The 20,153-nt window shown below is 60.2% G+C and carries 18 protein-coding genes; 5 read left to right on the top strand and 13 right to left on the bottom strand.

The window, feature by feature from the left end; genetic code table 11:
* Positions 1-31 precede the first annotated feature (31 nt).
* Complete coding sequence (waaA, locus tag ACA041_RS02265; RefSeq protein ID WP_497439697.1) at positions 32-1,309, bottom strand: lipid IV(A) 3-deoxy-D-manno-octulosonic acid transferase; 1,278 nt, start codon at positions 1,307-1,309, stop codon at positions 32-34.
* Positions 1,302-2,222 (bottom strand): LysR family transcriptional regulator, encoded by a 921-nt coding sequence (locus ACA041_RS02260; protein ID WP_497439696.1) that lies wholly within the window; start codon positions 2,220-2,222, stop codon positions 1,302-1,304. The genes waaA and ACA041_RS02260 overlap by 8 nt, the downstream gene beginning before the upstream one ends.
* A gap of 103 nt (positions 2,223-2,325) precedes the next feature.
* On the opposite strand from ACA041_RS02260, the gene ACA041_RS02255 reads away from it, so the two are divergent.
* The 4 genes from ACA041_RS02255 to ACA041_RS02240 all read left to right on the top strand — a co-directional run bounded on the left by ACA041_RS02255 (position 2,326) and on the right by ACA041_RS02240 (position 5,851).
* Positions 2,326-2,658: a DMT family transporter gene (locus ACA041_RS02255; protein WP_008027887.1), complete on the top strand. Its 333-nt coding sequence runs from the start codon at positions 2,326-2,328 to the stop codon at positions 2,656-2,658.
* Between the two features lie 210 nt (positions 2,659-2,868).
* Entirely contained in the window at positions 2,869-4,044 is a 1,176-nt protein-coding gene (locus ACA041_RS02250; RefSeq protein ID WP_497439695.1) for an NAD(P)/FAD-dependent oxidoreductase, read from the top strand.
* The gene (locus ACA041_RS02245) at positions 4,041-4,853 is read left to right on the top strand and encodes an aldo/keto reductase (protein ID WP_497439694.1); all 813 of its coding nucleotides are present in this window, start codon (positions 4,041-4,043) and stop codon (positions 4,851-4,853) included. The genes ACA041_RS02250 and ACA041_RS02245 overlap by 4 nt, the downstream gene beginning before the upstream one ends.
* 32 nt (positions 4,854-4,885) lie before the next feature.
* Positions 4,886-5,851, top strand: coding sequence for a metal ABC transporter ATPase (locus ACA041_RS02240; RefSeq protein ID WP_497439693.1), 966 nt, complete (start codon positions 4,886-4,888; stop codon positions 5,849-5,851).
* Between the two features lie 152 nt (positions 5,852-6,003).
* On the opposite strand, the gene hldE is transcribed toward ACA041_RS02240, so the two are convergent.
* From hldE to ACA041_RS02225, 3 genes are all read right to left on the bottom strand, one after another.
* Complete coding sequence (gene hldE / locus ACA041_RS02235) at positions 6,004-7,425, bottom strand: bifunctional D-glycero-beta-D-manno-heptose-7-phosphate kinase/D-glycero-beta-D-manno-heptose 1-phosphate adenylyltransferase HldE (RefSeq protein WP_497439692.1); 1,422 nt, start codon at positions 7,423-7,425, stop codon at positions 6,004-6,006.
* A gap of 229 nt (positions 7,426-7,654) precedes the next feature.
* Positions 7,655-9,463 (bottom strand): lipid A export permease/ATP-binding protein MsbA, encoded by a 1,809-nt coding sequence (gene msbA, locus ACA041_RS02230; RefSeq protein WP_497439691.1) that lies wholly within the window; start codon positions 9,461-9,463, stop codon positions 7,655-7,657.
* Between the two features lie 15 nt (positions 9,464-9,478).
* Positions 9,479-10,651, bottom strand: a complete 1,173-nt coding sequence (locus ACA041_RS02225; RefSeq protein WP_497439690.1) for an O-antigen ligase family protein — start codon at positions 10,649-10,651, stop codon at positions 9,479-9,481.
* A 150-nt stretch (positions 10,652-10,801) separates the two neighbouring features.
* Between ACA041_RS02225 and ACA041_RS02220 the strand changes: the two genes are divergently transcribed.
* The gene (locus ACA041_RS02220) at positions 10,802-11,368 is read left to right on the top strand and encodes a lipopolysaccharide kinase InaA family protein (protein ID WP_497439689.1); all 567 of its coding nucleotides are present in this window, start codon (positions 10,802-10,804) and stop codon (positions 11,366-11,368) included.
* Here the strand turns inward: ACA041_RS02220 and ACA041_RS02215 are convergent.
* From ACA041_RS02215 to ACA041_RS02180, 8 genes are all read right to left on the bottom strand, one after another.
* Complete coding sequence (locus ACA041_RS02215) at positions 11,363-12,460, bottom strand: glycosyltransferase family 4 protein (RefSeq protein ID WP_497439688.1); 1,098 nt, start codon at positions 12,458-12,460, stop codon at positions 11,363-11,365. The two genes, ACA041_RS02220 and ACA041_RS02215, sit on opposite strands and share 6 nt — an antisense overlap.
* A 48-nt stretch (positions 12,461-12,508) precedes the next feature.
* On the bottom strand, positions 12,509-13,270 hold the full coding sequence (locus ACA041_RS02210) for a glycosyltransferase family 2 protein (protein ID WP_497439687.1): 762 nt from the start codon (positions 13,268-13,270) through the stop codon (positions 12,509-12,511).
* Between the two features lie 56 nt (positions 13,271-13,326).
* Complete coding sequence (locus ACA041_RS02205; protein WP_497439686.1) at positions 13,327-14,283, bottom strand: glycosyltransferase; 957 nt, start codon at positions 14,281-14,283, stop codon at positions 13,327-13,329.
* Positions 14,280-15,710, bottom strand: a complete 1,431-nt coding sequence (locus ACA041_RS02200) for a PIG-L deacetylase family protein (RefSeq protein WP_497439685.1) — start codon at positions 15,708-15,710, stop codon at positions 14,280-14,282. Before ACA041_RS02200 ends, ACA041_RS02205 begins: the two co-directional genes overlap by 4 nt.
* Positions 15,711-15,718: 8 nt before the next feature.
* Positions 15,719-16,615 (bottom strand): antimicrobial resistance protein Mig-14, encoded by an 897-nt coding sequence (locus tag ACA041_RS02195; RefSeq protein ID WP_497439684.1) that lies wholly within the window; start codon positions 16,613-16,615, stop codon positions 15,719-15,721.
* On the bottom strand, positions 16,615-17,745 hold the full coding sequence (locus tag ACA041_RS02190) for a glycosyltransferase (RefSeq protein ID WP_497439683.1): 1,131 nt from the start codon (positions 17,743-17,745) through the stop codon (positions 16,615-16,617). The genes ACA041_RS02195 and ACA041_RS02190 overlap by 1 nt, the downstream gene beginning before the upstream one ends.
* On the bottom strand, positions 17,729-19,486 hold the full coding sequence (locus ACA041_RS02185) for a carbamoyltransferase family protein (protein ID WP_497439682.1): 1,758 nt from the start codon (positions 19,484-19,486) through the stop codon (positions 17,729-17,731). Before ACA041_RS02185 ends, ACA041_RS02190 begins: the two co-directional genes overlap by 17 nt.
* A 174-nt stretch (positions 19,487-19,660) precedes the next feature.
* The gene (locus ACA041_RS02180) at positions 19,661-19,996 is read right to left on the bottom strand and encodes a YceK/YidQ family lipoprotein (protein ID WP_497441995.1); all 336 of its coding nucleotides are present in this window, start codon (positions 19,994-19,996) and stop codon (positions 19,661-19,663) included.
* Positions 19,997-20,153: the final 157 nt, after the last annotated feature.

The raw sequence follows: 20,153 nt of genomic DNA, 5'->3' as shown, positions 1-20,153 counted from the left end.
GCCAGCTCCTACAGGGGGGCAGCAACTCGGTCTAACGCTCGATCAACCGCCCCAACCCATCCAGCAATCGCTGCAACGCGCCCTGATTGCTGCGCATCACTTTCAACCCCGCCTCTGCGATCCGCTGCGCATCCCTGGGCAACTCGAACAGCCGCTGCACCGCCACCGCCAGGCCTTCAGCATCCTCCACTTCCTGCAACGCCCCCGCGCTGCGCAACTGCGCGGCGATTTCGAGGAAGTTGAACAGGTGCGGGCCGCTCAACACCGGTTTGGCCAACGCTGCCGGTTCCAGCAGGTTATGCCCGCCATTTGGCACCAGGCTGCCACCGACGAACGCACTGTCGGCCAGGGCATAAAGAAACAGCAATTCACCCATGGTGTCGCCCAGCAGCACTGAAGTACCCGCGCTCACCGGCTCGCCCGTGGAACGACGCACCGTCGCGAAACCCTGCTGCCGGCACAACTCGAACACCGCGTTGAAACGCTCCGGATGGCGCGGCACCAGGATCAGCAACGCATCAGGATGACGGGTGAGCAGTTGGCGATGAGCAGCCAGCACTACTTCGTCTTCACCGTCGTGGGTGCTGGCGGCGATCCACACCGGACGCTCTTGCGCCTGCCATTGCGCGCGCAACTCGGCGGCACGCTGCAGCAGCAGTGGGTCGATGGTCAGGTCGAATTTGATCGAACCGGTCACTTCAACGGTTTGCGCACGCGCGCCCAACTCACGAAAGCGTTGGGCCTCGGCCTCGGTCTGCACCGCGAACAAACTCATCTCGGCGAGCATCGGCTGGGTCAATTCCCTGAAACGGCCATAGCCCCTGGCCGAGCGCTCGGACAGGCGCGCATTGGCCAGCGCCACCGGAATCCCGCGCTTGGCGCACTGATGAATATGGTTCGGCCAGAGTTCGGTTTCCATGATCACCGCCAGTGTCGGCCGGACCCGATCAAGAAATCGCGCCGCCGCGCAGGGCAAGTCGTACGGCAAATAGCAATGCTGGATGCGCGGCTCATTGGCGAACAATGCGTGGATGCGTTCCGAACCGGTGGGGGTCATGCAGGTCACGGTAATCGGCAATGTCGGATAACGTAGCAGCAACGCGCGAATCATCGGCGCGGCGGCAATGCTTTCGCCCACGGATACCGCGTGCACCCAGATGCCACCGGGATTCATCACGGGCAGCCCGAAGGAGAAACGCTCGCCGATACGCCTGGCATACGCCGGCGCCTTGCGTGCCCGCAGCCACAGCCGAATCGCTACCAGTGGCAGCCCCAGGTAAAACAATGCGCTATAGAGTGTTCTATTCATGGCGGCGGAGTTTATCGGGTTTTTCGCCGATCGCCTGCAAGTGCACGGCAAATCGTTCAGCCAGCCAACGGGCCGCGGGCCCGAGGGGCTCGTCGCGACGCCAGACCAGCTCCACAACCAATGCCGGCGGGGTCCATTCGCTGACCAATTCGACCATCTGCCCTTGATAGGCCGGATATTGCACCACGTGTCGCGGCAGCCAGGCCCAACCGAGGCCGCGCACCAGCCATTCGGCCATCACGTAGAAACTGTCGGCGCGCCAGACTTGCGGACTGGCGGGTTCGCTGCCCGGGTACACGCTGGACTGGGTGGACATCAGCAATTGTCGATGCTGCGCCAATTGCTGGCAGTTGACCTGAGCCTGACTTGCCAGCGGATGCCCGACACCACACACCGTGACCATTTCAACACTGCCCAACACCCTCCGCTCGAGCGCTTCGGGGATCTGGTCGTGATAAAACAGCAAGCCCAGATCCGCCCGACGCTCCACCAGTTTGCGCGCCACATCGCCCTGGGCAGCGCTGGTCAACTGCACTTCCAGGCTGGGAAATTTTTCCGCCAGGGCTTCGAAGCTTTCGATGATCGGTTGATAGGGCATGGCTTCATCCTGAGCCAGGCACAGGCGCGCTTCCTGGCCCTGCATCATCGCCAGGGCCCGACCGTTGAGGCGCTCACATTGGCGCAGCACTTCCCGCGCCTCTTCCAGCAAGGCATTGCCTGCATCGGTGAGCTTGGGCTGGCGGCCGCTGCTACGGTCGAACAGGCTGACGCCCAGATCCTCTTCCAGCAGGGCAATCGAACTGCTCACTGCCGATTGCGCCTTGCGCTGATCCCGTGCCACGGCGGAGAACGATCGCTGCTCCGCTACGCTGACAAACAATCGCAGCTGATCCAGATTCCATTGCATGTTCATGGCTGAACCCATCTTCAAAACAGATAGGTAATGACTTTACCGCATCTGGAGAAACTCTAGAATGCCGAACTCAGAAAGCAACACTTCACATGAGGATGCACCTATGACCGCTTACTACTACCTGGCCATTGCCATCTGCGCCGAAGTGATCGCCACTGTTTCGATGAAAGCGGTCAAGGGTTTCAGCACACCGTTGCCGCTGATCCTGGTGATTGTTGGCTACGGCATCGCCTTCTGGATGCTGACCCTGGTGGTGCGCAGCGTGCCGGTGGGTGTGGCTTATGCGGTATGGGCCGGGATGGGGATTGTGATGGTCAGCGTTGCGGCGCTGTTTATCTATGGACAGAAACTGGATGTGCCGGCGATGTTGGGGATGGCGCTTATCGTGCTGGGCGTCGTAGTGATCCAGCTCTTCTCCAAAACCGCCGGGCACTAACTGACACCCCAATCCCCTGTGGGAGCGAGCTTGCTCGCGATGGCGACAGGACATTCAGCATCAACGTTGACTGACCCACCGCTATCGTCGGAACGCCGCCCGGAGCAAGCTCGCTCCCACAGGTTTTGTGTCCTCCCAAAGATCACCACCAAATCCCCTCCTCGGTGAGTCTGTATACTGCGCCCTCGTCTTGAACACTGAGGTCGCCGCATGCCATCCGTTATTTCCACCGACGTTCTGATTGTCGGCGCCGGTGTCGCCGGCCTCTGGCTGAATGCGCGCCTGCGCCGCCAGGGTTTTTCGACCGTGTTGGTGGAAAGCGCCAGCCTCGGCGGCGGGCAGAGTATGAAATCCCAGGGGATCATCCACGGCGGCGCCAAGTACGCGTTGCATGGCGCCCTGACCGGCGCCTCGGAAGCCATCGCCGATATGCCGCGTCGCTGGCGTGATGCGCTGGCCGGGGACGGCGAACTGGACCTGTCCGGCGTACGCCTGCTGTCCGAAGCGCATTACCTCTGGTCCCCCGGCACCCTCGCCGGCAACCTCACCAGCTTCTTCGCCAGCAAAGCCGTGCGCGGTCGCGTCGACCAGGTCACAGGCGAGCAGTTGCCACCGGCCCTGCAAGACAAGCGCTTCAAAGGCAAGGTCTATCGCCTGGCGGAACTGGTGATCGACGTACCAAGCCTGGTCCAGCGTCTGGCCGATCTGGCGGGTGACAGCTTGCTCGCCGGGCAGAAGATCGAGCCATTGCTGGAGGGTGGAAAACTGGTCGGGCTGAAGGTGGACGAGCGCGAGATCCGCGCCCAGCGCATCGTCTTCAGTGCCGGCGCCGGCACCGCGACCTTGCTTGAAACACTGGGGCTGACCCATCCCGCCATGCAACGCCGACCGTTGCACATGATCATCGCCAAAGGCCCGGGCCTCAAGCCGCTGTACGCTCACTGCCTGGGCGGTGGCACAAAACCGCGCATCACCGTGACCACGCATCCGGCTGCCGACGGACAATGGGTCTGGTACCTGGGTGGCGATATTGCCGAAGCCGAAGGTGTCGCCCGCGAACCCGCCGCGCAAATCGCCACGGCGCAGAAGGAGCTCGGCCAGTTGCTGCCATGGATCGACCTGAGCACGGCGCAGTGGGCGACCCTGCGCGTGGACCGCGCAGAGCCGCTACAATCCGGACTGACTCGCCCCGACAACGCGTTTCTTGCCGAAGAGGGCCGGTTGCTGGTTGGCTGGCCCACCAAATTGGCACTGGCGCCCGACTTCGCCGACCGCGTCATCAGTTCATTGCAACGGGACGGCATCCAGCCAGGCCATCCGGCACCGCTGCCTGAACTGCCAAAACCGCCAATGGGCATTCCTGCCTGGGAGCAACTGCTGCCATGAGTCAACCGACCCTGCACGAACTGCATCGCCCTTTGGGCAGTACCGGCCTGATGGTTTCGCCCCTGGGCCTGGGTACGGTAAAACTCGGCCGCGACCAAGGTGTGAAGTACCCCAACGGCTTCCAGATTCCCGGTGATGACGAAGCACGCATGCTGCTCAAACTGGCGCGCGACCTGGGTATCAACCTGATCGACACGGCCCCGGCCTACGGTCGCAGCGAAGAACGCCTCGGCCCGTTATTGCGCGGTCAGCGTCAGGACTGGGTGATCGTCAGCAAGGTCGGCGAAGAGTTTTCCGACGGTCAGTCCCGACACGATTTCAGCGCGGTGCATACTCGACTCTCGGTGGAACGCAGCCTGCAACGTCTGGAAACGGATTTCATCGACCTGGTGCTGGTGCACTCTGATGGCAACGACCTGGCGATTCTCAATGACAGCGAAGTCTATGCGACCCTTGCCGAGCTCAAGGCCGAAGGCAAGATTCGCGGCTTCGGCTTTTCCGGAAAAACCGTCGAGGGCGGTTTAAAGGCTCTGGAACAAGGTGATTGCGCCATGGTCACCTACAATCTGAACGAACAGAACGAGAAGCCGGTCATTGACTATGCGGCCGCCCACGGCAAAGCCATTCTGGTCAAAAAAGCCCTCGCCAGCGGTCACGTATGCCTGAGCCCGGGTGTGGACCCGGTGCGTGCCAGCTTCGAGTTGTTGTTTGAACATCCCGGTGTTGCCAGTGCTATTGTCGGGACCATCAATCCGCTGCACCTCGCCCACAACGTCGCGACCGCTGCCCGGGTCCTACGTAGAAACTGATGCCGCCCACGCGGCCTTAAGCAGGAGCCGACATGCCGCGTACGCTCATAAGAAAGAACCCGAGCAACTTCAAGACCCTGCCGTTATTCGTCGAAGCGACTCCCGAAGGCTTGAGCTATCAGAGCGTCGGGATGCCGCTCAATTTTTCCCAGACCTTGCAACGTCGCCGCCCGGTGGCGGTGCCCGACACTGAACGGTTTGCGCTGGAACTGGCCAATCTCGGGGTCTCGGTGCGCCTGACCCTGCATTGGCAGAATCGCGATTACTGGGTGTTGGTGCGTCAACGTCGCCAGGATCGCGGCGACGTGGTGCTCAAGCTGATCTCCGGTTACGTGCCGGCCCACGAGCTGAACCTGCCACTGCACACCGCGATTCAGGAGATTGCCGAAGAGTGCCTGCTGGAAACCCCGGAAGGCTGGCTCGGCGGGCGTTTCAACGACACCTGGCTGCCGGCGCCCTACTCTTCAGCCCTGCACTACCGTGAAGCCCTGCCTTTTCGCCTGACGCCGTTATCGGGCGCGGCGCGACCGGTGCGTTGCGCCAACCTGCAACTGATCGAACGTCCGCGGGCTTACGTGCACTTGCCGACGGCTTCGTTGCAATTGATCTATGACTTGCGCCTGGACGTGCCCAAGGAAGCCAAATCCCTGAGCCTGTTTCATGTCGATGAGCGGCTGGAAGGCGATCAGCTGGTGGCCCGGCTCGATCGCAAGCGCCCCGACCTGTACTTGATGCCACTGCAAGATGGCCAGCCGATGGCCGAGCTCTATACCTTGAAAAAGGATCAGTTGTACCCGGCGAGTACTCGCGGGTTGTACCTGGCGGAAAGCTTTGCCCGGCAGGAAGGCTGGCTGGTGCGCGATGAGCGGATTCGCTGGAAGGATTGGGTGCGACAGCAGGGGTTGAGCCCGCCGGGGAAGGATTCCGGTCTGGCGCGGTTGCGTGGGAAGGCCAAGCAATTGCTGAAAAAGATCGTGCCGCGTAAGGCATTGCGCTAGATCACTTGTGGCGAGGGAGCTTGCTCCCGCCCGGCTACGCAGTAGCCGCAACCGGAAAACGAGTGCTCCCTGATATCACGCGGTGTATGGTTTCAGGGCCGCTGCGCAGCCCAGCGGGAGCAAGCTCCCTCGCCACAGTGACCGCGCCATTTTCAGTTGTTTCGGATCTTCTCGACAATCGCCGTGGTCGAGCTGTTTTCCACCAGCCCCAGCACTTTCACGGTCCCGCCATAAGCGGTCACGATGTCCGCACCGACCACCTGCTCGATCCCGTAATCACCGCCCTTGACCAGCACGTCCGGCTTGACTTCGCGTAGCAGGTTTTCCGGTGTGCCTTCAGGAAAGCTGATCACCCAGTCCACAGCGCCCAGGCCCGCCAGTACGGCCATGCGCCGGTCGACGCTGTTGATCGGACGACCTGGCCCTTTCAGTCGGCTGACCGACGCATCGTCGTTGACCGCCACGATCAGACGATCGCCCTGGGCCCGCGCCTGTTCAAGGTAGGTCACATGACCGGCGTGCAGAATGTCGAAACATCCATTGGTGAAGACGATCTTCTCGTTGTGCGCACGCGCATCGTCGACCGCCAGCAACAGCTGTTCGAGCCCCAGTACTCCGCGCTCGGAACCTTCTTCACGCTGGATGGCACGACGCAGTTCCGGGGCGCTGATGGCCGCCGTACCGAGCTTGCCGACCACGATGCCCGCTGCCAGGTTGGCCAGGGCCACCGCGTGGGGCAATTCTTCGCCGGCGGCAATCGCTGCCGCCAGGGTGGAAATCACCGTGTCGCCGGCACCGGTCACGTCGAACACTTCACGGGCACGCGCCGGCAGGTGCAGCGCCGGATGATCCGGACGCAGCAAGGTCATGCCGTGTTCGCCGCGGGTCACCAGCAATGCACCGAGGTCCAGTTCATGCATCAACTGCGCGCCCTTGCTCACCAACTCGTGCTCATCGGCGCAGCCGCCGACGATGGTTTCGAACTCACTGAGGTTCGGCGTGATCAGGCTCGCACCACGGTAGATCGAGAAATCCTTGCCCTTGGGGTCGGCCAGCACCGGAATGCCACGGGCACGGGCGGCCTGGATCAGCACCTGATGGTTTTTCAGCGCGCCTTTGCCATAGTCCGACAGGACCAGCACCTTGATGCCTTCGAGCAGTTCGTCGACCTGCTCGCCCAACGCCAGGGCGTCGGTGGCAAACGGTTCTTCGAAGTCGATACGCAGCAGTTGCTGGTGACGACTCATGACCCGCAGCTTGACGATGGTCGGCTGGTGCGCGATGCGCTGGAACAATGCCCGCACACCAGCGCCCTTGAGGCTATTGACCAGGCTGTCGGCGGCTTCATCGTCGCCCGTGACGCCCACCAGCGACGCCGGAGCGCCGAGGGCGGCAATGTTCAACGCAACGTTGGCGGCACCGCCCGGGCGGTCCTCGATTTGCTCGACCTTGACTACCGGTACCGGTGCCTCAGGGGAAATCCGTGAGGTACCACCATGCCAGTAACGGTCGAGCATGACATCGCCGACCACCAAGACAGGGGCTTGATCGAATCGCGGCATGGACAACTTCATGGAGCAACCCACATACAAAATGAACAGGGGCGCGATATTAACACAGGGTTGGCGTGGGCTTGTGCGGCGGCTGCAACGGGATATTCGACCGGGTTTTCTACAATCAGGCCCGCGCTGCCCGGATATGGCCCGGTTTGCTCAACAAGCTCGAATTATCTGTATACAAATCACCGGGCGCATTGCACGCCAGGTGTTCGAGAGGGTGAGCCAGGCTCACCCTCTCGTCGGTTCAGGCGATACCGGCAGTGACCGGCTCGTCCAGGCCCATCGCATGCAGGCGCGAGTAGTAGCCATTTTGCGCCAGCAATTGGGCATGGGTGCCACGTTCGACGATTTCTCCATGGTCCATGACCAGGATCAGGTCGGCTTTCTCGATGGTCGACAAACGGTGAGCGATCACCAGTGTCGTGCGACCTTTCATGACGTGATCCAGCGCCGCCTGAATATGCCGCTCGGACTCGGTATCGAGCGCCGATGTCGCTTCGTCGAGAATCAGCAACGGTGCATTCTTCAACAAGGCGCGGGCAATCGCCAGACGCTGACGCTGGCCGCCGGACAGCAACACGCCGTTTTCCCCGACCTGAGTGTCCAGCCCCTGGGGCATCTCCGAAATGAAGTCCATTGCGTACGCGTCCGTGGCGGCCTTCTCGATATCGGCACGCGGTGCGCCAGCCAGGTCGCCGTAGGCGATGTTGTTGGCAATGGTGTCGTTGAACAGGGTCACATGCTGCGTCACTTGCGCTACATGCCGACGCAGGTTGCGCAGGCGATAGTCTTCGATTTCCACGTCATCGAGCATGATTTCGCCGATGTCGTGGTGATAGAAACGCGGAATCAGGCTGGCCAGGGTCGACTTGCCGCTCCCGGAACGACCGACCAGGGCGATCATTTGCCCCGGTGCCGCCGTGAAGCTGATGTTTTTCAGCACTTCCCGCTCGGTCCCCGGGTAGGTGAAACTCAGGTTGCGCACGTCCAGGTGGCCGCTGACGCGATCACGTTCGACGGTGCCGTTGTCGACCTCGGGATCGACATCCAGCTGCTCGAAAATGCTTTCGGCTCCGGCAACGCCTTTCTGGATGGTCGAACTGACTTCCGACAGCTGTCGAATAGGCTTGGGCAACAGGCCCGCCGCGGTGATGTAGGCCACCAGATCACCGGCCGTGGCGTCGCCACGCAGAAACAGCACCAGGAACATCAGCACGGCCATGGCGGTATAGATCACCAGTTGCAGCATCGGCGTGTACACCGCACCGGTCTTGGTCATGCGCAATTGTTTGTCGGTGTTGCCCTGACTGGCCTCGGCAAAGCGACGTTTTTCATAGCTCTCGCCACCGAAGCTGCGCACCACGCGATAGCCCTGGATGGTCTCGGAGGCCACATGAGTCACATCGCCCATCGCCACCTGGATCTTCTTGCTCTGCTTGCGGAATTTCTTGCTGGTATTGCCGACCATGAACGCAATGACCGGCAAGATCGCCAGCATCACGATCGTCAGCTTCCAGTTCATCCACACCAGATAGGCAAACAGGAACACCACGGTCAGGCCTTCGCGAATGACCACCTTGATGGCGTCCGTGGCAGCGCCGGTCACCATGGTTACGTTGAACGTGATGCGCGAGATCAGATGCCCTGAGTTGTGGGTATCGAAATAACGATTGGGCAGCACCAGCAGCTTGTTGAACAACTCGACACGCAGGTCGTGCACCAGCCCGAGGGATACTCTGGCCAGATAATAGTTACCCAGGAAAGACCCCAGGCCCTGCCAGGCAGCGATCAGGATGATCAGCAACGGCACGGCCATCAGCAACTGCAAGTCTTGCAGGTAAGGGACGTTGGGAAAGAGCACTGCCTCAGGGTTGCTCAGACCATCGACGAAGTATTTGAGAATCCCCGCCAGCATGGGCTGAGTGGAGGCAAAAATCACGAAGCCCACGATACTCAGCAGGAAAAGACCGGCATAGGGTTTTACATACCCCAGCAGCCGAAAATAGATTTTCAAGCTGGAATCCTGTCCCGCTTCGGGCGGTGCGTCACTCATCGTAGAGCTCACTGATTAGGAAGAACGCGGAATTTTATCACAAGCGTCGGAATCGGCCCGCGCCCATACCAATACAGCGGCCAGACCAACGGGCAACCAGCTGATGAACCACTCCGCCCTTGGCGTTCCGGTCAGGCTGGCCGCGTCGAATTGCATGGCCAGGGATGAGAACAGCCAGATGCCGATGACACCTTGGCCGTAGAGTGTTTCCCGGGCTTTCCAGGCCTCGCGCAAGATGGCAATCCATGCCGCGCACCACAACAACAGCCCCGGCAGGCCCAACTCGATCGCGACATGGGTGAACAGATTATGCGCATGATCAAAGTAAATGCCGTCGGCGAATACCTTGTAACCGCTACCCAGACCCAAGCCCCGCCATGGGTGCTCGGCAATCATTTGCAGGCTCGCCATCAGGATTTGCGGACGGTAGGAAACGCCGCGGGCCAATACCAGAGGCTCGAGAAACCAGAAAGCCAGCATGGCTATGGTCAACGCAGACACGGCAATGATTCGGCTGCGACGATCGCGGCACCAGATCGGCATGGCGAGCAACGTCAGAAACAGGGCCAACGCAGCACCACGGCTCTGGCTAAGCACTACGAATACCCCGAGCAACCCCATCGCGATGGCACAGGCTGCTTGCATCCAGCGGTTGCGTGGGACCCAATGAACCAGCCACACGGCCGCCAGCCCGATGACATACCCCCCCAGAATCGGGTGGGACAACTCGCCCAACCCCTCAAGACGCGCGTACCAGACGTTGCCATTGACCCCGTAGAACTTGACCATCGCCGCCAACGCAGTCAACGCCAAGCCTATGCCGCCCCATTGCATGACGCGCAGGACCCGCTCGGGTCGGGCGTTGGCAAAAACCGGAAAGAACAGCACAAACACGCCGATATACAGCAAACGCTTGGCTTCGCGACCCGGTTCCTCGAGGTTGGCCCACGAAAGACTGAGCAGCGACCAGACCAGCAGACCCAGCAGCGGTAAGTAGACCCAGCGTTGCTTATCAACCAGTTCCCCGAGCCTGGCCCGTGCTGACCAGGCGAACATCATGGCGGGCAGCCAGAGCAACGCAACCAACCCCTGCTGATAAAGTTTGTTGGTAGGCGCAACGGCAATAGCCAACAGAAACCACAGCAGACCTATCGTCATCCATGCTTGCGCCCAGCGTGTCTCTTGCATCAATTTGCTCCTTGGTACGTTCACCCCGCCTAACCCGGCATGGTTAAAACTCAAACTTTTCGGCATCATTGCCCGCCACAGTGCCACGCTATTCCAACAAGGCTTTCTACGATGCAATGCTCCCGACTTGCGCAAGACGCTTTAGATCAGATGATTGAAGGCGCCAGAATACTGGAGGCCGATAGTTTCGGCCCGAAAGTCTACCTGTTGCACGACGGGAATATCCTCAAACTGTTTCGGCGCAAGCGTATTTTTTCTTCCGCGCTGTTTCGTCCGTATTCGAAACGTTTCATCGACAATGCGATCGAACTGCAAAAACTGGGTGTGCCCACCCTTGAGGTCTTGCAGTTCTTTCGACTGCAGGCACCCGGCATGACGGCTGTGCTTTATCGGCCACTGCCGGGAAATACCCTGCGCCAGATCGCCGACAAGGAAGGCTTCAGCTGGCAGCAGACCCTGCCTGCTCTGGCGACGCTGATACGCAGTCTTCATTCGTCGGGGATCTACTTTCGTTCACTGCATCTGGGAAACATCGTGGTCACGCCCGACAATCGTATGGGCCTGATCGATGTGGCGGACATGCGTTTTCTGCGGGCACCGCTGCCCAGGCGTCTGATCAAGCGCAACTTGCAGCACTTCGCCCGCTATATTGCCCGAGAGAACCTGAACGAGAGCTTTCCAATGCGAGCGCTCGAACAAGCTGTTCTGTCGTCATGAGAGCAATTGGCGGGCGGTCTGACTGAAGTCCAGCCAAGCCTGGTCCGGCCCCAGCTCCAGATATTGCTGTGCAGCGACGTTTTTTGCAGAGACGCTGAACGCTCGCACGATGGCGTCGCTCCAGGCGTTGACATCATCTATGGCGGCGTACCAGCCCGTATGAGCCAGTTGCTCGCGAAACACTGCCAATTCGCTGGACATGACCGGCACGCCCGCCATCACCGCCTCCTGCATGATCAACCCCAGGCCCTCGCTCAGTGAAGGGATTGCGACCCAGTCGAAGGCGCTGTAAAGCTGCGCAGCCTCGTCCAGATGACCTGGCAAGGAGACGTGGGCACCCAATCCCAGTTGGTCGATGCGCGCTTGCAGCGCTCCCCGGGTCGATCCTTCACCGATGATCACCAGGCGCAAATCGGGCCGTTGCTGCAAAGCCGAAGCAAAGGCCTCGAACAGACACGCAAACCCCTTCTTGTCCTCGAATCGTCCGACCGCACCGAGCACCGGCGTATCGTCCAGAGGCAATCCCAGTCGGGTACGGGCATCCTGGCGCGAGAGCACCGCCGCGCGGAAGGTGGCGGGGTCGAACGCACTACGCATCGCCGTCACGGGCAATTCGAGGTCGTCGCTCAACTGGGTGGCCAAGGTATTCGACACGGCAACCAATGTCAGCTGGGAAGAAGCAATGAGCTGTTCAAAGAGCTCACGATCCGCAGCACGCAAACGCGTGGAACCATGAAAAATCACCACCGCGCGGATACGTGGCAATGTTTTGAGAAGAGGCAACAGCGTGCGCGCGACACCCAAGCCATCGAGCAGCAGGAGATGCGCCTCACTCTGCATGAGCGCCTTCTGAAAACCGGCCTGCATCCAGGGCTTCGCCAGTCGCCAGAAATGCCGACCTTTCAAGCGGGCGGATGAGAGTTTCCATTCCCGGGTGTCGCCAACGCTCAGCCCGCACTCGGACACGCTGCCTTGCAGTAACCAGGTCTTTACTGATGCAGTGGGGGCAGCCTGCGCGATGATTTGCTGATGAACCTTGTGAATCGATGCGTACGGAGCACCACCGGACCACATGACGTTAAGGATAGTCATAGAGCAACAAGCCAATGCATGGGTCCCGAGTGGCTAGCAGTGGTGCACTTAGTTGATGAACCAGCCAATGCAGACTCCCAGCAATAGTAACAATCCGGACTTCACATGTTCACGCCGACTGCGGCGTGCCTTGCGCTCACGTTCCGCCGACGTCTGTACATGGAGGCCAAATCCGGTATGCCGAACGGCATCTCCTTCCAGCGTCACGGCGCTCAGATCAAGCTGCGCGTAACGCATGGACAACGCTTTCTCGCCGCCGTGCTCGGCAAACGGGGCGCAGAGCCGGTATTCCTTCATACGACGCAAACCGGGATTGAGTGAAAAACTCTGCCACTCCGGTTTGTCTGAGATTAGCGGGTAACACGGCACACCACCGACAATTTCACGTGCTCCCAGATGGATGTAGGGGCTGTGCACGCACAGATCGTAAACATAGCTGCGCAACCACACCTGGAGAATGTTCGGGCGCAATTCAAGAATGCTCATGGAGTCTTCTACAAACCCCGGGCGATAGAATTCCCAGTCATCTTCGCAATGAAAGATGTACGGCGTGGTGACGTGCTCGTAGGCGAGATCGATCGACGCCAACTGGCCGAGTTTCGGGCGATTGACGAACACCGTGCAGTGATCTTTCCAACCGGCGGGAATGACCGAATGCACCTGATCATCGCCTGCATCTTCAGTGATGAAGACTTCGCGGATGGCGGCTGTATTGAACCGGTCAAAACTCTCGAGAGTTATTTTGAGCAGGTCCAGGCGGCCACAGCTGGTGACCACCAATGTAATGTTACTTTCTGTAGAAAACTGCACCTGATTCTCGATTAAAAGTCAAAGTGCCAGCCATCTCAACAGCTGACCAACCCTTGTCAAACGCCCAGTTTCAGACGCACCTTTTCCAGCAGACCCAACGGCGCGCGAGGGCGCAATGCAGGTTTGAGCTCTTCGACGATGCGCTGGCCGATCCGCGCAAAACTGAACTGACTGACCGCCAGTTCGCGACCATTGAAAGCGATGCGCTGCGCAAGCTCAGGGTCCGCCCGCAATATGGCCAGCTTCTGCTGGAGCTGGGGGACATCCTGATAGAGCACGACATTATGCATGTCCTGCAAACCCAGCGCGCTGCTTTCCGCCGAGCCCTGGTCGTAGGCCAGCAGCACACAACCACAGGCCATGGCTTCGAAATTCTTGATCATGAATTCGCCCATACCGACATCGGCGCTGACGAAGAAGCGAATCCGGTTGAGCGTGTCACAGTACTCTTCACCGGATTTGGTGCGAGTCACGATCATCGATTCCACGCGACCCAACTCATCGAGCAATGCCTTGCGGCCACTGTAGGCGACGCTGTTGGTACTGCCGACAAAGGCCAGCTCGATATCCCGCTCACGGCCCTGGTCTTGCAGCAATGTCTGGTCGTACCCTTTCGGAACGAAGACCGCGTCGAAGCCCTCTGCGCGCAAGCGCTCGCTGACCATGAAACCCGAGCTGATCACCCGCGCCCAGGGCAGTTTGCGGTAATGGGCACTGAATTTTCCGGTGTATTTGCAGGGGATGTAATTCTGGTAGGCATCGTGCTCAAGAATAACCAGGTTGGGCAGGGTCTGGATGAACCTCACCTGCCTGATTTCTTTTTTGAAACGCAGGAAAAACACGATACGGTCATACCGGGTCACATCGACATGCTGGCGAAAATACCCACGCAAATCGTCCTGCTCTTCACTGGTCAATTCGCGCTTGTCGCACTCGCAATGGTTGGCGATACCGTCATACAGCCGATCGAGAATCGCCCGCTGCTCTTTCTGCACCAGAAACAGGACTTTCAATTGGACTCCCTCTTCCCAGACAACTCTTGGACCCAGAACAACTCGTGGCGTCGTACCGTTTTGCGCACGAATTCGTTTTTACCGAATGCCGGCCAGCGTCGAGCGGCCAGGCAACGTTGAATCCCCCGGCGCAGTAGCCGCTTGAAGGGAAGCGGGGGCTGAAGGTCGTGCATCATGCCCAGCGCCATAGCCTTGCGCCACTGCTCTTCTGCCGACAGACACAGCGTCCAGGGCAGCAACGGTTCATGGGTACCGATCTGGGGTGGCAGTGCAACACCCGTACCGGCATCGCCCATTGGCCAGCGATCGTTGTCGTGTAAATGATTGGCGTAATGCAACAAGGTTTCGGGCTGCCACGCCGTGCCGCTCAATGCCTGCATCACCGCCTGCTGCGAACACAGGTGGTCGGGATGGGGATCGAAGCGCGGGTGTGGCAAGACGATGACCTGGGGCTGGATGCGTTCGATCAGCTCATGCAAATCGGCCAGCAGATTGTTCCAGGAGGGCTGGCCATCGACGTCGCTGCCCAAGGCAAAGGGATTGAATCGGCGGAAATATCGCGTATCGCCCAGCTGTGCCTCGCTGGATGCTACGGGCTCGGTCGGCGCGCTCTGCATGGTGGGCAACTGCAGGCAAAAGTAGCCCAGTTGAATACAGCGTTGCTGAGGCACGCCTCCCCACAACGGCACGCTGATACTGTCCCAGGCGCGCAGCGAGCCCTTCAGCCGAGACGCTTCGACACCTTCCAGCCCCATCTGCCGGTAATGCCCGGCCTCGATTTCACCCGCCGTGATGGTCACGATCCAGCTTTGTTCGGCGCCGCTGTACAAGCCGAATGCAGCCAGTTCGGCGTCGTCGGCGTGAGGCGCGATCACCATGACCCGCTGACGGCTGTAATCCGGATGTTCGAATGCCCAGAGCACCGGCTCGCCGAGCAACCGGCAGAATCGTACGCGCAGACGCAACTCACCTTGCGACAGCACAGCGGCCTGACCCGTGAGATTGAGATAACGCACACCATCGACTCCACGCTCGAAGGCCTGGCGGTCAGGATCGGCACCACCGGCCAGCTCGACAACAGGATCGATAAAGCGTCCCAGCCAGGTGCTTTTGATCCGCAGCGCCAGGATCAGGGTGGCGTTGTCGACCAGCATCACGCCCTCGTCCAGCCGCAACCGTTCACCGTCCAGGTGCACCTTGGGCTGCTGGGTAAACGGTGGGAAGCTGTACTGATAATCGTCTTTGGGCGAATAAAACAGATGATCGGCAAACCATGCCTCATGGGCAATCCAGCCCAGAACCGCGAGTACCACCGGCAGCCACCAGACTACCAGCAGCCCGCAGGCAATCAACAGCACCAGCGCAAGCAGCAGGCCGATACGTTTGTTGCGCCGATGGCGCTTGAGCAATTGCTGTTTGCGATTCATGGGCTGGCTCATACGGTGAACACCGGCACAGGATTGCACCAGCGATCCTTGTACTCACGGTCGGCGCGCCCGAAAGAAAAGCGCAGGGGCTTGTCCAGTGCCCGGGCATGCTCCCAGGCGCTTTGCGTGTTGAGAAAACTCAAGACGCTGCCGGGGCTGAATGCACGGGTTTCGGGATCGACGCCGCCATTGATGTACTCGACGCTGATCCACTGCGGTGTCTCCACACGGTAGACCAGTTGAATGGCTATCGGCGCATCGTTGAGGAAAATCACCGAGCCGATCAACAAGTCGCGCAGCAACTCGATAACCTCGGCCATGCGCTGCGCTCCGGTCGCCGGGAAACCCCAGCGCCGCTGGAACAGGTCGCAATAGATTGCCGCCAGCTCGCTGCTGGAAAATTCGCTGACCGGTCGCACCACCCCGCCCGCCTCTTCCAGCAAGCGCAATTCGCGGCGCTGGTTGTAGCGGAACTTCTTCGACAGCTCTTCGGGCGTGCGGGCCATCGCCAGTTGTTCGGCCTGCAACCTGATGCCGGTAAAGCGGCCTTCATTCAGCGCCGACAGGTAGCGTGCGCGATGGCGCAGCGGGGCTTGGGCGTCGGCAGCCGCCGGCAAGATGAATTCGGCATTGCCGAGGTCGAACAACCCCTTTTTACCCTGGCGCTTGAGCACATCCTTGGATAAGGCCAGGTCGCGGCCCCAGGTCGGGATTGCGGCTTTGACTTCACCGTCCTGCTCCCAGGCCAGGTAGCGCACCGGGATGTCGGCCAACTGCGCCAGCCGCTCGACCACCATGGGATGAGTCGCGACGCTGCCGCCATAACGTTGCCAGGCCCGGGCGTAGATCGAGGCATCGACTACCGTCCAGCCACGTTCACGCCAGCCTTGAAATCGGTTAAGCATCAGCCCCTCGGTGCCAGTTCGGTGATATGCGGCAGACGCCAGAAGGCATCGCGCACCGCGCGGTCGCAGAAGCGCTCTTGCAAGCGGTCGAGCATCAGCTCGGCACACTGATGACGTTGCTGCTCATCCATTGCGGCCAGATGTTGCAGCCCTTGGGCCAAACGCTGGGCATCGCCCAGCGGGAACAAAATGCCTACGCCTTCGACGACTTCCTTCGCTCCGCCACACGCCGTGGCGAGCAACGGCACACCGGCGGCCATGGCCTCCAGCAACACCATGCCGAACGGTTCGTGATCGGAGCTCAGGGCAAACACATCAAAGGCCCGGAAATAACGCCGTGCCTCGGGCACCTGACCGAGGAATAGCACGCGATCGCCGATACCGAGCTCACGGGCCAGGGCCTTGAGGTCCTGTTCCAGGCGACCGGCACCGAGAATCACCAACTGACTGTTAACCGGCAAGCCAGGTAACGCTACGGCGAAACCCTGCAATAAGGTGTCCTGGTCCTTGTCGGGGTGCAGTCGCCCGACGTTGCCGACTATCCAGGCATCCATCGACAGACCGAGTGTTTCCCGAGCTTCGCGAACCGACACCTGGCTCTCCTGCAAGGCCGGCACATCGATTCGGTTGTAGAGCGTTTGTATCCGCGCGGCCGGCCATTTCGGCAGGCAACTGCGCATATCGTCACGCACCGCATCGGAAACGCCAAGCAGGCTCAGGCGCTTGCGGAAAATATTGGCGAAGAGTTTGCGGGTGCCGCGCTTGTAATCGTCAAAGGCGTGATGCACGCCAATCACCGGCAGCGAAGTACCCAGCAAGGCGATATAAATCGGCTTGAAGCGATGAGCAATACAGAAACTGAAATTGCGCGAGGCGGCGATCTTGCGCAGATCACCAATGGCGCCCAGCTTCAGGCCACGAATGGCCTTGGAGCTGTATTCCATGAACAACACTTCGTCGGAAGCGCAACTCGCGGCGACGTCGGCATCGGCGGTCCCGGTGAGGAACACCGTGGTCACCCGATAGCCGGTCCCCGCGAAAAGGCTGGCGTACTGCCGGGCGCAGTCCAGAAACGGCCCGTCATAGCCGTGACAGAACTGCAGCACATGGCGTTCAGCCGAGCGTGTCATATGCGTTCGCGCCCTCTTTGACCACCAGGATGTCTTCCATGATCAGATACTGTAGATCGGAACCGAAAAACATGTTCAGGGCATCGGTCGGCGAGCAGATCATCGGTTCGCCACGACGGTTGAGCGAGGTGTTCAACGACACTCCATTACCGGTCAGCACTTCCAGCGCCTTCATCATGTCGTAGTAGCGCGGGTTGTATTCGCGCTTGAGCACCTGGGCCCGGGACGTGCCGTCTTCGTGGACGACTTCCGGCACGCGGGTCTTCCATTCCTCGGCCACTTCAAAGGTGAAGGTCATGAACGGTGCCGGGTGATCGATCTTGATCATCTGCGGTGCAACCGTATCGAGCATCGACGGGCAGAAAGGCCTCCAGCGCTCGCGGAACTTGATCTGGTGGTTGATGCGGTCAGCCACGCCAGTCGCACTCGGGCAACCGATGATCGAACGACCGCCCAGGGCCCGCGGACCAAACTCCATGCGCCCCTGGAACCAGGCCACCGGGTTGCCGTCGACCATGATTTTGGCGATATTTTCCGGCATGTTCGCGAGCTTGCGCCACACCGGCTTGCTCGGGTGACGGGCACACGCGGCGAGCACGTCTTCGTTGCTGTAGGACGGGCCGAGGTAGACGTGTTCCATCTTCTCGACCGGCACCCCGCGGGCGTGGGACACGTAAGCTGCCGCGCCCACCGCGGTGCCGGCATCGCCGGACGCCGGCTGGACGAACAGCTCCTTGACGTCATCGCGAGCGATGATTTTCTGGTTGAGCTTGACGTTCAACGCACAGCCGCCGGCATAGGCCAGCTTGCCGGTTTCCTTGAGCACATCGCCCAGGTAATGGTCGATCATCTGCAACGCCAGCTTCTCGAACAGCGCCTGCATGCTCGCGGCGTAGTGGATGTACGGTTCGTCGGCGATGTCGCCTTCGCGCTTGGGACCCAGCCACTCGATCAGCTTCGGCGAGAAATAGAAGCCCTTGCCTTTCTCTTTATAACGACGCAGGCCGATGACGTTGGCGTACTCAGTGTTGATCACCAGCTCGCCGTTCTCGAACGAGGCCAGCCGCGAGAAATCGTATTTGCTGGCATCGCCGTACGGTGCCATGCCCATGACCTTGAACTCGCCGTCGAGCATCTCGAAACCGAGGAACTCGGTGATCGCGCCATACAGGCCGCCGAGGGAGTCCGGATCGAAAAATTCCTTGATCTTGTGGATCTTGCCGTTTTCGCCGTAACCGAAGAAGGTCGTGGCGTACTCACCCTTGCCGTCGATCCCGAGGATCGCGGTTTTCTCCTTGAAGCCGGAGCAGTGGTAGGCGCTGGAGGCGTGGGCCAGGTGGTGCTCGACCGGCTCGATCTTGATCTTCTTCGGATCGAAGCCCAGCTGCTCGAGGCACCAGACAATTTTGTTGCGATAGCGCTTGTAGCGACGGTTGCCCATCAGGATTGCGTCGAGGGCGCGGTCCGGGGCGTACCAGTAACGCTTGGCGTACTGCCAGCGGGCCTTGCCGAACAGGCTGATCGGTGCGAACGGAATCGCTACCACGTCAACATCGGACGGCTTGATGCCGGCCTGCTCGAGGCAGAATTTCGCCGATTCGTAGGGCATGCGGTTCTTTGCATGTTTATCGCGTACAAAGCGCTCTTCTTCAGCCGCCGCGACCAGCTTGCCGTCGATGTACAGGGCTGCGGAAGGATCATGGCTAAGGGCGCCGGACAGGCCAAGAATCGTCAATGCCACAGGGGTCTAGCCTCTTTAGTCTGCATGCAGGCGCAAGGCGCCTCGAAAATTGATGTGCCTCTCGCAAGGAGCGAGAGGCAGCTAAAGGGCGGGATTATAGCGTAAACATGGCGGGAATGACCCTGCGGTTATTACCCCGGTGAAGATGGCCCGGACGAAAGCTTGCCGCATGGCTTATCCACGGCCGGCCCTCCAGTAAATACTGATATTGCCGTCCGCGGCCTGGCGGTAAATCGTATAAGGCAACGAAACCGTGTCGAAGACACCCGACAGGGCAAAGTCCATCAGAATGAACGGTACCAGGAAGCCCGTTGGATCGGGCGGCGCATTCAATACGCAAAAATCGTAGGCCAGGCCACTGTAGATCCGCGGGATGGATTGGCAGTAGGTTTTTTGTTTTCTGAGGCCTCGAGCCGCGTCTTCTTCAGCCTGCAGCACTGTTGAAACAGTCCCGCAGCCGGAGAGTGTCAGTGAGAATGCGCTGAGCATGACAGCCGTTTTTATAGTCAAAATCTGCCCTCCGAGAACGTCAGGCAAACTAGCATCGTGACTCTTCAGGGCACAGTTCATGGGGTCTGGAGATTATGTAGGACATTTCATAAGCGCTTGTCCTCTAGTGACACTCATGGCCTTTCGCTGGATGTGCCGGCCTCTTCGCGAGCAGGCT

The organism is Pseudomonas sp. LBUM1676 (assembly GCF_059695605.1).
Note: the sequence above shows the minus strand (reverse complement) of the source record. Positions and strands in the feature narration are given on the sequence as shown.